General features: G+C 68.4%; 12 protein-coding genes and 2 pseudogenes. 7 read left to right on the top strand and 7 right to left on the bottom strand.

Features of this window, described 5'->3' with window-relative positions:
• The 3 genes from CSW58_RS00635 to CSW58_RS00620 all read right to left on the bottom strand — a co-directional run.
• A partial coding sequence (locus CSW58_RS00635) for a terminase large subunit domain-containing protein (RefSeq protein ID WP_236627559.1) occupies nucleotides 1–515 on the bottom strand: 515 nt, incomplete at its 3' end.
• Entirely contained in the window at nucleotides 460–909 is a 450-nt protein-coding gene (locus tag CSW58_RS00630; protein WP_099445899.1) for a hypothetical protein, read from the bottom strand. The genes CSW58_RS00635 and CSW58_RS00630, both read right to left, overlap by 56 nt.
• Nucleotides 910–2,027: 1,118 nt before the next feature.
• A complete protein-coding gene (locus CSW58_RS00620) occupies nucleotides 2,028–2,510 on the bottom strand; it encodes a YcgN family cysteine cluster protein (RefSeq protein ID WP_099445898.1) in 483 nt (160 codons plus the stop codon).
• A 53-nt stretch (nucleotides 2,511–2,563) separates the two neighbouring features.
• On the opposite strand from CSW58_RS00620, the pseudogene CSW58_RS00615 reads away from it, so the two are divergent.
• A pseudogene (locus tag CSW58_RS00615) lies at nucleotides 2,564–4,743 on the top strand (PBP1A family penicillin-binding protein).
• Nucleotides 4,744–5,020: 277 nt separating this feature from the next.
• On the opposite strand, the gene CSW58_RS00610 reads toward CSW58_RS00615, so the two are convergent.
• The 4 genes from CSW58_RS00610 to CSW58_RS00595 all read right to left on the bottom strand — a co-directional run bounded on the left by CSW58_RS00610 (nucleotide 5,021) and on the right by CSW58_RS00595 (nucleotide 7,729).
• Nucleotides 5,021–5,428, bottom strand: coding sequence for a type II toxin-antitoxin system VapC family toxin (locus CSW58_RS00610; protein WP_099445897.1), 408 nt, complete (start codon nucleotides 5,426–5,428; stop codon nucleotides 5,021–5,023).
• Nucleotides 5,428–5,649 carry a type II toxin-antitoxin system VapB family antitoxin gene (vapB, locus tag CSW58_RS00605; protein WP_099445896.1) on the bottom strand — a complete coding sequence of 74 codons (222 nt, stop codon included), beginning with the start codon at nucleotides 5,647–5,649 and terminating at the stop codon, nucleotides 5,428–5,430. Before vapB ends, CSW58_RS00610 begins: the two co-directional genes overlap by 1 nt.
• A 140-nt stretch (nucleotides 5,650–5,789) precedes the next feature.
• Nucleotides 5,790–7,208, bottom strand: coding sequence for a S41 family peptidase (locus CSW58_RS00600; protein ID WP_099445895.1), 1,419 nt, complete (start codon nucleotides 7,206–7,208; stop codon nucleotides 5,790–5,792).
• Nucleotides 7,205–7,729 carry a MarR family winged helix-turn-helix transcriptional regulator gene (locus tag CSW58_RS00595; protein WP_099445894.1) on the bottom strand — a complete coding sequence of 175 codons (525 nt, stop codon included), beginning with the start codon at nucleotides 7,727–7,729 and terminating at the stop codon, nucleotides 7,205–7,207. Before CSW58_RS00595 ends, CSW58_RS00600 begins: the two co-directional genes overlap by 4 nt.
• 53 nt (nucleotides 7,730–7,782) lie before the next feature.
• Between CSW58_RS00595 and CSW58_RS13905 the strand changes: the two genes are divergently transcribed.
• From CSW58_RS13905 to CSW58_RS14540, 6 genes and pseudogenes are all read left to right on the top strand, one after another.
• Complete coding sequence (locus CSW58_RS13905; protein ID WP_161494525.1) at nucleotides 7,783–7,929, top strand: hypothetical protein; 147 nt, start codon at nucleotides 7,783–7,785, stop codon at nucleotides 7,927–7,929.
• A 117-nt stretch (nucleotides 7,930–8,046) separates the two neighbouring features.
• Nucleotides 8,047–9,924: an ATP-binding protein gene (locus tag CSW58_RS00590; RefSeq protein WP_099445893.1), complete on the top strand. Its 1,878-nt coding sequence runs from the start codon at nucleotides 8,047–8,049 to the stop codon at nucleotides 9,922–9,924.
• A 119-nt stretch (nucleotides 9,925–10,043) separates the two neighbouring features.
• The gene (locus CSW58_RS00585; RefSeq protein WP_099445892.1) at nucleotides 10,044–10,637 is read left to right on the top strand and encodes a hypothetical protein; all 594 of its coding nucleotides are present in this window, start codon (nucleotides 10,044–10,046) and stop codon (nucleotides 10,635–10,637) included.
• A 207-nt stretch (nucleotides 10,638–10,844) separates the two neighbouring features.
• Nucleotides 10,845–12,690: pseudogene (locus CSW58_RS00580) on the top strand (ABC-F family ATP-binding cassette domain-containing protein).
• Nucleotides 12,691–13,111: 421 nt separating this feature from the next.
• Complete coding sequence (locus tag CSW58_RS00575; protein WP_099445891.1) at nucleotides 13,112–13,471, top strand: CZB domain-containing protein; 360 nt, start codon at nucleotides 13,112–13,114, stop codon at nucleotides 13,469–13,471.
• A gap of 190 nt (nucleotides 13,472–13,661) precedes the next feature.
• A partial coding sequence (locus CSW58_RS14540; protein ID WP_236627558.1) for a hypothetical protein occupies nucleotides 13,662–13,940 on the top strand: 279 nt, incomplete at its 3' end.

The raw sequence follows: 13,940 nt of genomic DNA, 5'->3' as shown, positions 1-13,940 counted from the left end.
CCCGGCTCGGCGATCAGGGTCTTCAGGGCCCGGGTCCGGCCGCGGGGTGGTGGTTCACCGCCAGACGCGGATCGGCGCCCAGCCTCAGGCCAAAGCGCAGCATGGCCAGGGCCTCGGCCGCCTTGGGCCAGGCACAGGAACTCGTCGGCCCAGGCGGCGTGGAACTGCGGGCCGCGCAGGCTGTCGGGATCCTCGGCCGAAAAGGCCTGGGCGACGGCGCCGTTGGGCCAGAGCAGGCGCCGGCGGCTGACCTCCCAGCGGGGGCGAAAGCGGGGACCGCTCAGGGCGCGCAGGCCCGAAGCCCCCTCGACCATCACCTCCCGCACATCGTGCAGGGTGGCCCGACCACGGCCAGGTGCGGCACCTCGAAGGCCTTGTTCACCAGCCAGCGGGCCCCGGCGAAGGTCTTGCCCGCGCCCCCGCCCGCCCATCAGCAGCCAGGTGGACCAGGGCGTCGGGTCAGGATGCTGGTGGGGCAGGGTCTTCCCCCGGCAGGCGCTCAGGAACCAGTGCATCTCGTCTTGGCTTCAGCGTCGCCAGGATCGCCTTCAGCATCCGCGGCCGTTCGCGCCTTGGTTTCGAGAAGATCAGCGATGCCCACAGAGCTGGGCGACAAGCGCGGCCGTGAAGCTCGGCAGGGTCTTCCGGGTGGTCGTCATGCATGTCGGCCTCTTGTTCGGCTTCGGCTTCGGCCCTGGACGCGGCGCGTGTGGGATCGGGCGCCAGGACCACGACGCTCCTGGCCGTGCGGGCCAGCACGCCGATCGCCCGCGTCTTGGTCACGGCGGCGGCGAGGATCACGGGGTCGTCGGTCTTGTCGATCACGTCCCACTGGGCGCTGACCGCCGTCATCATCCGCGCCTGCAGATCGGCGGCCCAATCGGGGTTCTGTTCGCTTCTTTCGGCCATGTCAGAACTATACGGGAGCAGCGTGCGCCTCTGATCGAAGGGCGCGAGATAGTTTTAGGGCGTTGATTTTGTTGGGGTCTATCGGCTGGACGCCGAGGATGGATCGGCGTGGATCCCCGTTCGCCCCGCTTCACCCCCTTCAACCCCCGTCATTCCCGCCCTTGTGGCGGGAACCCCTCTAGCTGCCGCAAGGGCAGGAGGGGCGGCGAGCTGGAGCACGCCGTCTGCGCTTCACCTGCGGGCTGAACCAGGGGCTCTCCCGCCGCAAGGGCGGGAATGACGGTGGAAGGGGTGGTTTTGGGATGGGCGGTAATTGCCGCTTTCGACCCGTTGGTGACTTTGATGGCTTACTGTTCGGCTCACAAAAACATCAGAAGCGTTTCATGCAAAATTATTGTGAGCGCAAAGGATATTAATCCTCCGCCCAGCAAAATAACCGCTGACAGAAAATCACGCTTTATCAATAGACTTATAATAACAGAGCCGAAACATAGCACCATGGCAATTATAAACGTGTCGACGAATGGTCTTCGTGACAGAACGTAGACTGTCGCACCAATAAATACGCTGCCCACCCAAATTATAAGCAATGAAAGTGCGAGGCGATTGCCGTGCTCCTTTGTGAAACTTGTCATCGTAGCTTCCAGAACCAATCAACGGCAGAGAGACGTCGTACCTGTTAGCTGGGTGAGGCGCAATGGCCGCTTCCCACCCCGTGACCAACCCGCCCGCCGGGCAGGCCCAGCCCTAAAGCCTTGGCGGCGAGCTTGCTCTGGGGTCAGGCCGTGTCAAGGACGGCGCGCCGCGCCGCCGCGCGCGGTCGCCGGAGGCGATCCTTGACACGGCCTGACCCCAGAGCTCCAATTCCACCAAGGGTTTAAGGCGAGCGGCCATCCGGGGCGGATGGCGTTCTGAGCGGCCCAAACCCTGTGGATAACTTTTTGGGAAGTCCGAGCTGGGCCGATAAGAAACCCACCTCCCCGGCGAAGGCCGGGGCCCAGATCGAACCCGGAGCGGCGGGGGTCTGGGCGAGGGCGGAAGGCGGATCAGCCCCAAAGGCTCAGGGTGAATCTGGGCCCCGGCCTTCGCCGGGGAAACGGCCTGAGAGAGCCCCGCCCTCACTCCGGGTCGTAGATCACGTTGCTCTTGTCGTACATCAGGTCCTCGGCCACGAAGTCCATGGCGTCCTCGGCGTGCTCGAAGGACAGTTCGCTGACCGTCTGGCCGCGCACCGAGATCCCGGCCACGTGGACGCTTTCCGGGTCGCCGGTGATCAGCGGGTGCCACAGCGGCAGGGGCTTGCCCTCGTGCAGGCGGCGATAGGCGCAGGAGGGCGGCATCCAGCCCAGCTGCTGGATATTGTAGGGCGTCAGCTTGATGCAGTCGGGCACCGTCTTGCGCCGGTTGACGTAGTCGGTGCAGGTGCAGGCCTGGGAGTCGAACAGCTGGCAGTGCACCCGCGTGGGGATGATGTCGCCGCTATCTTCGTCTTCGAAGCGAACCAGGCAGCAAAGCCCGCAGCCATCGCATAGGCTCTCCCACTCGGGGACGGTCATGCGATCAAGAGACTTCGTCTCCCAGAAAGGTTTGCGCGCCATCATCCCGGCGTCCTAAACCCAATTGACGTTTTGACCAACCGGGGCCGTGCGCAAACGTGAACGACTGGACGCTTCCGCCCTTCCGTTTCGACGATGAGCCCGGCGCGCCCAAGCCGCCGGCGCCGGACTTCGCCCCGCCTCAGACCGCGTTCGGCGCCCCGCCGCCGCAAGACCCATTCGCGCCGCCGCCGCCCCCTCCTCCCCCGCCCGAGGAGCCCTTCCGCGCCGACCTGATGCACGCCAAGGCCAAGGCCAAGGCGAAGAAGAGCGGCTGGATCTGGAAGACCCTGCTGGTCGGCCTGGTGCTGGGGGTGCTGAGCGCCGCCGCCGGGGCCGGCTATGTGTGGTGGAAATATCTGCGCGACACCCCCACCCTGCCCAGTCGCGAGGCCCTGTTCGCAGTCAACCGCGCGCCCGGCATCCGCTTCGAGGACAAGAACGGCCAGGTGATCGCCAGCCGCGGGCCGCGCTATGGCCAGCGCATCACCCTGCGCACCCTGCCCAACTATGTGCCCCTGGCCTTCATGGCCGCCGAGGACAAGCGCTTCTACAAGCACGGCCCGATCGACCCCTACGGCATCGCCCGCGCCGCCTATGTCAACTGGCGGGCCGGCCGCACGGTGCAGGGGGCCTCGACGCTGAGCCAGCAACTGGCCAAGGGCCTGTTCCTGACCCCCGACCGCACGGTCAAGCGCAAGCTGCAGGAAATGCTGATGGCCCAGCGCCTGGAACAGGTGCTGAGCAAGGACGAGGTGCTGGAGCTCTATCTGAACCGGGTGTTCTTCGGGGCCAATACCTTCGGGGTCGACGGGGCGTCGCGCACCTATTTCGGCAAGCCGGCCAGCCAGTTGACCCTGTCGGAGGCGGCCCTGCTGGCCTCCCTGCCCAAGGCCCCCTCGCGCCTGGCCCTGACCCGCGACATGAGCGGCGCCCTGGCCCGCTCGCGCCTGGTCCTGGCCAATATGCGCAAGGAGGGCTGGATCACCACCGACCAGGAGAGCCGCGCCCTGGACGACACCCCGCGGCTGTCGCCGATGGCGGTCGCCGACGAGGGCGTCTATGGCTGGGTGCTCGACTACGCCACCAGCGAGGCGGTGCGCATCGCCGGCCAGAACGCCCCCGACCTGGTGGTGCGCCTGACCATCGATCCGCGCCTGCAGAAGGCCGGAACCGACATCGTCGCCCAGGCCATCGCCCTGGCCGGCGAGAACGCCGGGGCCCGTCAGGCGGCCCTGCTGTCGCTGTCGGCCGACGGGGCGATCCGGGCCATGGTCGGCGGGACCGACTATATCGAGAGCCCCTTCAACCGCGCCGTCCAGGCCCGCCGCCAGCCGGGTTCGACCTTCAAGCCCTTCGTCTATGCCGCCGCCGTCGAGAAGGGCGTGCTGCCCACCGACATCCGCGAGGACGGGCCGGTGAGGTTCGGCGACTGGGCGCCCGAGAACTATGGCGGCGGCTATCGCGGCCCGATGACCGTGGAAAGCGCCCTGGTCAATTCCACCAACACCATCGCCGTCAAGCTGGCCCAGGAGGTCGGCGGCGCGGCGATCGGCGACCTGTCGCGGCGCTTCGGGATCACGACCCTGCCGCCCAGTCCCGACCTGTCGGTGTCGCTCGGAGCCTATGAGGTCAGCCTGTTGCAGCTGACGGCCGGGTTCCAGGTGTTCCAGCTGGGCGGCCAGCGGATCGCGCCCTATGTGATCGAGACCATCAGCACCCAGGACGGCCGGGCAATCTTCGTCCGCGACCAGAGCCCGCCGACCGGGGTCTACGACATGGCCAAAGCCAGCATCATGGTCAAGATGATGAAGAAGGTGGTCGAGATCGGCACCGCCAAGCGCGCCGCCTTCGGCCGTCCCGCCGCCGGCAAGACGGGCACCAGCCAGAACTGGCGCGACGCCTGGTTCGTGGGCTTCACCCCGACTATGTCACCGGGGTCTGGGTGGGCAATGACGACGACAAGCCGATGAACAAGGTGGTCGGCGGCGACATCCCGGCCAGCATCTGGCGGCGGTTCATGCTGAGCGCCCACGAGGGCCTGGCGGTGCGCGACTTCCCCTGGCTGCTGCCCGACCCCGCTCCGCGCTCCTCGCCCGATCCGCGCAACGGCTATTACGAGACCCTGGCGGCCGAGTTCGCCCGGGCGGCGTCAGAGCTGGAAGCGGTGGTCGAGCCGGTGGCGGAAACGCCCGTGGCCCCGGTGGAACCGACCGACCAGGACCGGTTGCCTTACTGAGGCGGCGCGGAAGCGGGGACACCTACTCACCCGCCAAGCCGCGCCGAGCCGGGCGCAGACCGTTGGGGGAGTAGGTGCGCCCAACTCTTCGCGCCCCTAACCCCCGGAAGTTCCTGGCCTTTGCCCCGACTTGTCCGCAGCCTCTGCGGCGGACCGACACTGGCGACTGGTTTCAACCGACGGGGACACAGCCTCACCGATGAGCCGCGCCCTTCCGACCCGGACCGTTTGGGTGAGTCTGTGTCCCCAGCCAAGCCTCAGCTCTGGAGCACTCCACTCACGCCTCCCCCAGCCAGTCCTCGCACCGCAATCCGTCCACCCGGCGAAACTCGGCCAGATTGCCCGTCACCACGATCAGGCCGCGCGAGCGGGCCTGGCCGGCAATCAGGATGTCGTAGCCGCCGATCATTCGGCCTTCGCGTTCCAGCACCGCGCGGATGTCGGCGGCGTGGTCGGCGGCCGGGACGTCGAAGGCCAGCACCTCGAGCCGGGCGGCGAAGCGCCCGACCTCGCGGCGGTTGTCATCGGGCCGGGCGGACTTGGCGGCGCCGTGCAGCAGTTCGGTCAGCACCACGGTCGAGATGCACAGCGACTCCGCCTCGCGATTGAACCGCTCGCGGGCCGAGGCCGGCCGGTCGCGCAACACCCGGATGCACAGATTGGTGTCGAGCAGGTAGCGCAGCATCACAAGGCGTCCCGCTCCTGGATCGGCGGCTGGTCGCGTTGGCCCAGATCGATGCCCGGCGCGTCGAAGAAGTCGTCCCAGGCCGCATCGGCCGGCGCGATCACTCGGCGGCGCCCGTCACGGGTCACGGTCACCGCCTTGACCTCTTGCGGAAAGGCCACGTCCTTGGGCAGGCGCACGGCCTGGGAGCGATTGGACAGGAACAGGGTGGTGCGGGTCATCGGCGAGGCTCACGGGATATACGTGATGTATATCCTGAAAGGCGCTTCGGCTCAAGGACGGGGACACCTACTCACCCATGAGCCGCGCCTTTCGGACTGAGGCCGTGGTGTGAGCAGGTGTCCCCAGCCGCAGCGCGCCCTCAGGTCTTGCCCATCACCCGCGGCGGACCTTCCGGGCGTTCCTGGATCAGGCCGGTCACCACCCCGGCCGCATCGCGCTGGAAGCGGATGTGCAGGCTGTTGATCAGCTGCGGGGAGAACAGGTCCGGACCCAGGGGGATCAGGGTCGAGGCCGGGTTCTGGCCGCGCTGATAGGTCAGGTCGCCACCCGACAGGGCCACGGTGATGTCCTCATAGCGCCCGACATAGGCGGCCTTGGCCGCCTCGGGCGTCGCCGCCCCGGAGGCCAGGGCCTCGGCGCGGACCAGCTCCCATTTGGCCTCCTGGCCGCCATCGGCCGCGCCCCGGGCGATCGCCGCCTTCAGGGCCAGGGCGTGGGCGCGCGGCAGGGCGTCCTTGAAGTTCGCCTCGACATCCGGCTTGACCCCGACCTTCTCCCAGTTGGTCTTGGTGACCGCGTCGATCGGCGCGCCGGTCGAGATGAACATGGCAAAGCCCTTGTCCAGCGGCACCACCCCGCCCGGATTGGCCGCCCCGGCCGTGGTCTGGCCGACGATCACGCCGCGCTTCTGGCTCTGGACGTCATAGGCGAACTCCTCCGCCCCCGAGGCCGAGCGGTTGCTGACCAGCACGAACAGCGGCGTGTCGGGACGGCGCGGATTGTCGATCCGGGCCTGGGTGGCGTTGGGCACGGTGCGATCGCCCTCGCGCTCGTAGAAGCTGTTGAGCAGGACCGGCGTCTCGCCGAAGAAGTGGCTGAGGATGAAATTGACCATGGCCGGGTCGCCGCCGCCGTTCATCCGCAGGTCGACGATCACCGCGTCGGTATGGCCGAGGAACGCCAGGGCCGACTCCGCCGCCCGGCGCGAGGCCGAGGGATTGGGCCCGAACATCGGCCCCTCCAGCGGCGCAAAGCCGGCCAGACGCAGATAGCCCACATTGCCCGGCAGGCGCTCGACCGCCTCGAAGCCAGCATTGATGAACTTCAGTTCGGTCTCCATCGCCGCCTGCTCCTGCGGCGAGGGGCCGGACGGACCGCCGGGGCCGCCCTGGGGCGACGGACCGCCCGGACCGCCCGGACCCGCCGCCTGCGGCGGCCGCCACATCACCCGGAAGTGGCGGTCATGCTTGCCCAGCCGCTCGCTGATCAGGTCGGCGAAGACGGTCGGGTCGGTCGTCCTGGCCAGGGCGGGGTCGGCCGACCAACCGCGCACCTCGGCGGCGATGGCCTTGGCCGGACCGGCATGGACGTAACGGTCCTCGATGGTCTGGGCGATCAGGGTCAGCATCGCCTGACGCTCGGGCGGACTCATCACCACCGGGGCGGGCTGCTGACGGGGCGCGGGACCAGTGGGGGCCTGGGCCAGGGCCGGCAGGACGGGGGCGCCGAGGCCCGCGATCAGGGCGGCGACGGCGACGGTGCGGGTAAGCTGTTTCACGAGGGGTCTCTGGGTTGCGAGAGGGCTGAATCGGGGATCAGGCTCTGGATGCGAGCCTGCATGGGACGGGCGTCGAGGGCGGCCTCCAGGGCCTGGAGCTGGTCCAGAAAGTCGGGCGCGACCTCGGCCAGCAGCGCGTCAGTGGCCTGGAAGACCGCGGTCCAGACCGGAGTGAGGCGATGATTGAGGGCCAGGCCGGCGGGGGTCAGCCGCAGGCCGGTGCGGCGGCGATCGGTCGGCGACGGGCGGCGGTCAAGATAACCGCGCGACACCAGGCTGTTGACCACCTGAACCACGGCCGGATGGCTCTGGCCGAGCACGGCGGCGGCCTCGCCGACCTCAACGCCGGGATGGTCGCGCACCAGGGTGAACAGGCCAAACCAGCGCGGCTCGAAGTCGAGCTCCGCCGCGCGATAGGCCTCGCCCACCCCGCGATTGAGCCCGTCCAGCAACCGCCGCAACCGCGTGCCGAAGGCGCGATCGGCGATTTGCAGGGGCGGAAGCTGGGGCGGCTGCGTCATAATATGTAAGTGCTTACATTAATCGACGCCTGTCACCTTACGGTTCTGTAAGAGTGGCGAGACCGCGCAACGGCTATTGCGAGACCCTGGCGGCCGAATTCGCCCGCGCCGCCGCCGACCTGGAGGCCGCGCCCGAGCCGATGATCGAGGCGCCGGCGGCGACATCCGAGCCCGTCGCCCAGGATCGCCTGCCCTACTGACCGGCCGAATCCTCATTTTGAGCAATTTCGCCCCCTCGAGGGCAGGCCTTGCAAATCTTCGTTCACCCTGCCCAGCCTAAGCTTCGCGCTGAAAAACCCCGGGGAGGAAAAAGGGCCGTGCCGCCATCGGAGTCCGACGAGGCCCGCAAGGAGTCCGAGGCGCTTCGGTTGGGGCTTCTGGCCCATGCCTATCGCAACAGCTTCGCCACGATGGTCGTCCAGGCCGCGACCGCCGTCAGCGTGACCTTCATCGCCCCCGAGGCCGAACGCTCGTTCTATCTGCTATGGCTGGCGATCGTCCTGACCCTGCTGGCCGTGCGGCTGGTCAATGCCCGCCTGCTCGGCGCGGCCCTGGACGGCGGACGCTTCGCCCGCCACCTCTCGCGCCTGACCCTTTTCCATTGCCTGGGCCTGGTGATCAGCGCCGGGCTTTGGGCGGTGCTGGCCTATCTGAGACTGCCGGTCGAGAGCCCGATGGTGCGCTACACGATCATCATCGTGCTGTCGGCCTTGGCCGGCGGCGCGGTGGGGGTGCTGGCCTCGCTGAAATGGACAGGTCGAGCCTATGTCACGCTGCTGCTGCTGCCCGCCTCGCTGGTGTTGATCTCCATCGGCGCCGGCGACCGGATTCTCGGCGTGCTCGGCGCCGTGTTCTGCGGCGTCATGCTGGTGGGCCACAACACCAACTACCGCCTGCTGGTCGACAGCCTCAGCCTGCGCGACGAGAACCGCGACCTGCTCGCGGATGTGGAGCGTCGTAATCGCGAGATCGAGCGCGCCAACCAGGAGCTCGAGCTGCGGGTCCGCGAGCGTACCGCAGAATTGGAACAGGTGTCGGCCCGGGCCAACGCCGCCAACCAGGCCAAGTCACAGTTCCTGGCCACGATCAGCCATGAGATGCGCACCCCGCTCAACGCCATCCTCGGCGAGGGGCAGCTGATGGCGCGCGACACGGGCGACGCTGACCCGACCCCGCATATCCAGGTGATCGCCACCGCGTCGCGCGCCCTGCGGCAACTGATCGAGGACATCCTCGACATCTCGCAGATCGAGGCGGGCAATTTCGAACTGCGCCCCACCCGATTTGCCGTGGAGACCTTCGCCGAGGACATCCAGCGACTCTATCAAGCCTCGGCCCAGGATCACGGGCTGAGCCTCGCCATCACCCTGGCGCCCGGCATGGCGGGTTATCGCCTGGGCGACGAGGGGCGGCTGCGCCAGATCGTCGGCAACCTGGTCTCCAACGCGTTGAAGTTCACCCCGGACGGCGGCGTCACGGTCGAGATCGGCGGCGACGAGGCCGGCCTGCTGATCTCGGTGCGCGACACCGGCATGGGCATCGCGCCCGACCAGCAGGAGGCGATCTTCCAGCGCTTCGTCCAGCTGGACGGCTCCTCGACCCGGACCGCCGGCGGCATCGGCCTGGGCCTGGCGATCTGCCGGCAGTTGGCCGACCAGATGCAGGGCTCGCTCGGCGTCCAGTCGCAGCCCGGCCAGGGCGCCCAGTTCGACCTGCGCATTCCCATGCCGGCGGTCGAGGCTCCGGCCGAGGCCTCGCCGACCGAACACGACAACCGCGCCGCGCCGGCCGCCCTGCTGGTGGTCGACGACAACCCGACCAATCGCCGCATCCTGGCCGCCCTGCTCGAGCCGTTCGGGGTCCGTTGCGGCTTCGCCACCAATGGTCAGGAAGCCATCGAGGCCTGGCGCGCCCAGCCGTGGGACATGATCCTGATGGACATCCACATGCCGGGCATGGACGGCGTCGACGCCGCCCGCTCGATCCGCCTCGAGGAGGCCGGCCAGGGCCTGAGGCGCATCCCGATCATCGCCGTCACCGCCAGCGTCCTCAGCCACGAATCCGCCCAGTATCGCGCCGCCGGCATGGACGACGTTCTGGCCAAGCCGATCGAGACCGCCAGCCTGGCCTCCACCCTGGATCGCTGGATGGGCGAGCGCCCCGGTTCGGCCGAGGACGCCCGACCCGGAGCCTGACCTGGAAAGCCTGACGGGCCGCGGCCTCGCCAATCCCCGGAACAGGGGGTACTGCATCCAGAACGTTTAATTCACCATCACTCGCTCGGCTTCGGGCGTCACAGGGTGGAGAATTCTCGATGGCGGTAATCTGGTTCAAGCGCATCACCAATGCTCACGGCGCGCCCCTGACCCTGGTGGTCAAGGATAGCGGGCGACCCTCGGTGTTGCTGCACTGGGGTCGGGGCGTGTCCCTCCCCGACGACGGCCATGGTCAGGCCGCAGATTTCGACGGCGATCGCCGTGTGCAGATGGGCCATCGGATCGTGCTCAGTCCCGGCGGCTCGATCGGGGTGGATGATTTCGGCGTCCCCTGGGCCGACAGCGGCGTCATGACCGTGATGGCCGGCGACAAGACCGCCTTCACGTTCAAGGTCGGGCCCAGCCCCAAAGACGCCTATAATGACTACATCACCCTCAGCAGTCCGAGCGGCGGCACGGTCTATCTGCCGGTCGGCGGGCGTGGCTGGTTCCCGAGTTTCGAGTACGAACTGGACCTGCAGGACAAGCCCGTCCTGCGACCGATGGGCGGCTTCGACCCTGGCCCGCAAGTCATGGCCTTCTTGGCCAATGTGGTGGGTCCCTGGATCCTGGCCCAGATCGCCAAGGCGATCGCGGGCGGCGGCAAGGCGGGCGCCGCCGAGGCCCTGGCCGCCCCGAGGTCGCGCCCATGACCTGGGCGGAGCATCTGGCCGCCTCGCCGACGCCAGGTCCGAGCGCGCGAGACAAGACGGCCTAGGGAGAGGCCTGCTTCTGCAGGGTGGCGCAGGTTCATCCTCCGGCCCGGGCGCGGGACGGCGGGATGAGCCTGTGTCCCTTTGCGCCCGGCCCTGCTATAGGCCCCTCCTCCTCCCCTCCCGACGACAGTAGACCTCTCCTCCATGGCTTCTTCTCCCCGCGCCGCGCCCGGCCGCGCCCCCGTGCTCGCCCTCAAGGACGTGCGTCTGGCCGACGGCGCCAAGCCGTTGTTCGACGGCGTCGACCTGGCCCTGGAGCCGCGGGTCCGCGCCTGCCTGGTCGGCCGCAACGGGGCGGGCAAGTCGACCCTGCTGAAGATCCTCGCCGCCCAGGGGCCGAGGCCGACAGCGGCGAACGCTCGGCCCAGCCAGGCGCCAAGATCGTCTTTGTCAGCCAGGAGCCGCAGATCACCGGCGACACCCTGCTGGACTACTGCACGGCCGGCGGGGCCGAGGACTATGAGGCCCAGGCCACCCTGGCCGATTTCGGCCTCGACCCGGACAAGAGCACCCAGGGCCTGTCGGGCGGCGAATGCCGCCGCGCCGCCCTGGCCCGGGCCTTCGCCGAGCAGCCCGACGTGCTGCTGCTGGACGAGCCGACCAACCACCTGGACATCTTCGCCATCCAGACCCTGGAAGAAGAGCTGGCCGCCTCCAAGTGCGCCGCCCTGATCGTCAGCCACGACCGGGCCTTCCTCAACCGGGTCACCCAGCGCACCTTCTGGCTGGAGCACCGCAAGGTGCGTCGCCTGGACAAGGGATTCTCGGAATTCGAGACTTGGGCCGAGGCGGTGATGGCCGCCGACGCCGACGAGGCCCGCCGCCTGAACAAGCAGCTGGAGAAGGAAAACGCCTGGCTGGCCCGCGGCGTCCAGGGCCGCCGAGCCCGCAACGAAGGCCGCCGCCGGGCCCTGCTGGACCTTCGCGCCCAGAAGCAGGACCGCCAGAGCGACCAGCGCAGCGCCATCTACATGGCCGTGGAGTCCTCGGGGACCTCGGGCAAGAAGGTGGTCGAGGCCAAGCACGTCACCAAGCGCTTTGGGGACCGGACCATCGTCGAGGACTTCTCGACCCGCATCCTGCGCGGCGACCGCGTGGCCCTGGTCGGGCCCAACGGGGCCGGCAAGACCACCCTGGTCAAGCTGCTGCTCGGCGAGCTGGCGCTCGACGCCGGCACGGTGTCGCTGGGGACCAATCTCGAGATCGCCTATGTCGACCAGGCCCGCATGGCCCTGTCGGAAAAGATGACCCTGTGGGACTTCCTGACCCCAGGCGGCGGCGACTCGATCCTGGTGCGCGGCCAACCCAAGCACGTGGCGGCCTACGCCAAGGACTTCTCGTTCACCGAGGCCCAGCTGCGCCAACCGGTCACCAGCCTGTCGGGGGGCGAGCGCAACCGCCTGCTGCTGGCCCGGGCCCTGGCGGCGCCGACCAACCTGATGGTGCTCGACGAGCCGACCAACGACCTGGACATGGACACGCTGGACCTGCTGGAAGAGCTGCTGGCCGATTTCGACGGCACCCTGATCCTGGTCAGCCACGACCGTGACTTCATCGACCGCCTGGCGACCTCGACCATCGCCCTGGACGGCCGCGGCAATGTCATCGAGACGCCCGGCGGCTGGACCGACCTGATCGACCAGAACCCCGACTTCTTCAAGGACGCCCGCGGCTCGCGCGGCGGCGACTACGCCACCGGCGCCTCGGCGCCCAAGGCCGTGGCGGCCGCCCCGGTCGTCGTCAAGAAGGCCGGCAAGCTGTCCTACAAGGACCAGCGGCGGCTGGAAGAGTGCGAGGCCCTGGTCGCCGCCAGCCCCGGCATCCTGGCCGACCTGGGAAAAGGCGGCTGCACGATCCGGGCTTCTACGCCCGCGACCCGGCCGGCTTCGACAAGCTGATGAAGACCCTCGACAAGGCCCGCGCCGACCTGGCCACCGCCGAGGAAGACTGGCTGGCCCTGGAAGAGAAGCGCGAGTCGATGGCGGGGTAGCCGAGCCCCGCCGCGACCTGGGCCGAATTGAGGTCTTCAAAGACCTCGTTGCAGGCGGGGCGACGGCTGTTCGTTCACTTCACCGATCGCGGGGGCGATCTCAATGCGCTCGTGCGCGCTCTCGCGGCGGTGAATCCGGACGGAAGATACGCTGTCGTCATCTTCGACGCCTGGAAAGGCGTCCGAACACCCTCATTGGCATGAGAATGCTGGGCGCCTGTCGGTCATCAATCCCGGGAAGACTGTCTCTGGTTTCGACCGGACAATCTGGACAGCGATGAAGACGTTCTAGCCTGGTCCAAGCAAGGCCTGCTCTGCCCTGACGTACTCCGGCGACAGGCGAAGGCATTAACCAATTGTCTGAGGGGATCCTTAGAGGGTGAAGCCTTACGAGAGTGGCTCGTATTTCAGAGGAGAAGACATGGATCTCGACATGGCGCTCGCCGCCCACGCCGACTGGAAGGTCAAGTTGCGAATCGCGCTGGCGAACAAGGCGCAACTGGATGCCGCGAGCATCGCTTCCGACTGCCAATGCGATCTCGGCCGCTGGCTTCAGAGCGAAGGCAAACGCGCCCATGGCTCAAGCGCCAATTTCAAGGCCTGCGTTGAGGGCCATACCGAGTTCCATCGTTGCGCTGGGGTGATCGCGCGAAAGATCAATGCGGCCGACTATGCGAGCGCGGAACGGGAGCTTGAAGCCGGCATGCCGTTCTCCAAGGCCTCCGGCGCGGTCGCCGTCGCGGTTCGGCGCATGAAAATGGAACTCATGGCGCAGGCCTGACGGCCTTTTCGTTCAAGGGGCGCCTGGCCGTTGGCCGGCGCCCCTGCGGGCTTCGCCATCAAGATGGTTCTTCAACCTGAGGGGGAAAGCTCTCGCCGTCAGGATGCGACAAAGCGTCACAGAGTTGGAGATCGGCCCACGGCGGAGCCAGATCAGGCCCTAAACCTTTCTCCCGGAAACGGGACAACGCATGCAGCTGGCCGCCGCGCATAGGGATCGACGTCGTCAGGACATCCTTCTGGTGGTCCTGGCTGCGGTCATTGCTCGCCAGCCAGCCTTCAGCGACAGCCTGACGCGCAGCATCGAGGGCGTGCCCACCCTGTGGGCCTTCGGCGCCCCTGCTGACGGTCGGCCTGATCCTGCTCAACCCCGCCCGTCGCGCGATCCTGATCGGGGGTCGCCCTGGTCGGCCATCTGGCGATCGGGGTCGCGGTCGGCGACAGCCTGGTCAACGCCGGCGCCCGGGCGG

The organism is Caulobacter sp. B11 (assembly GCF_002737765.1).
In the GTDB taxonomy this organism is placed as follows: domain Bacteria; phylum Pseudomonadota; class Alphaproteobacteria; order Caulobacterales; family Caulobacteraceae; genus Caulobacter.
The sequence above is the reverse complement of the archived record's forward strand: the minus strand, read 5'-3'. Positions and strand labels throughout refer to the sequence as shown.

Excerpts from the sequence above, each read along its gene's own strand:
- CSW58_RS00630 (WP_099445899.1), bottom strand. The coding sequence starts at position 909 with ATGGCCGAAAGAAGCGAACAGAACCCCGATTGGGCCGCCGATCTGCAG.
- CSW58_RS00620 (WP_099445898.1), bottom strand. The coding sequence starts at position 2,510 with ATGATGGCGCGCAAACCTTTCTGGGAGACGAAGTCTCTTGATCGCATG.
- CSW58_RS00610 (WP_099445897.1), bottom strand. The coding sequence starts at position 5,428 with ATGCTGCGCTACCTGCTCGACACCAATCTGTGCATCCGGGTGTTGCGC.
- vapB (WP_099445896.1), bottom strand. The coding sequence starts at position 5,649 with ATGACCCGCACCACCCTGTTCCTGTCCAATCGCTCCCAGGCCGTGCGC.
- CSW58_RS00595 (WP_099445894.1), bottom strand. The coding sequence starts at position 7,729 with ATGACGCAGCCGCCCCAGCTTCCGCCCCTGCAAATCGCCGATCGCGCC.
- CSW58_RS00585 (WP_099445892.1), top strand. The coding sequence starts at position 10,044 with ATGGCGGTAATCTGGTTCAAGCGCATCACCAATGCTCACGGCGCGCCC.
- CSW58_RS00575 (WP_099445891.1), top strand. The coding sequence starts at position 13,112 with ATGGATCTCGACATGGCGCTCGCCGCCCACGCCGACTGGAAGGTCAAG.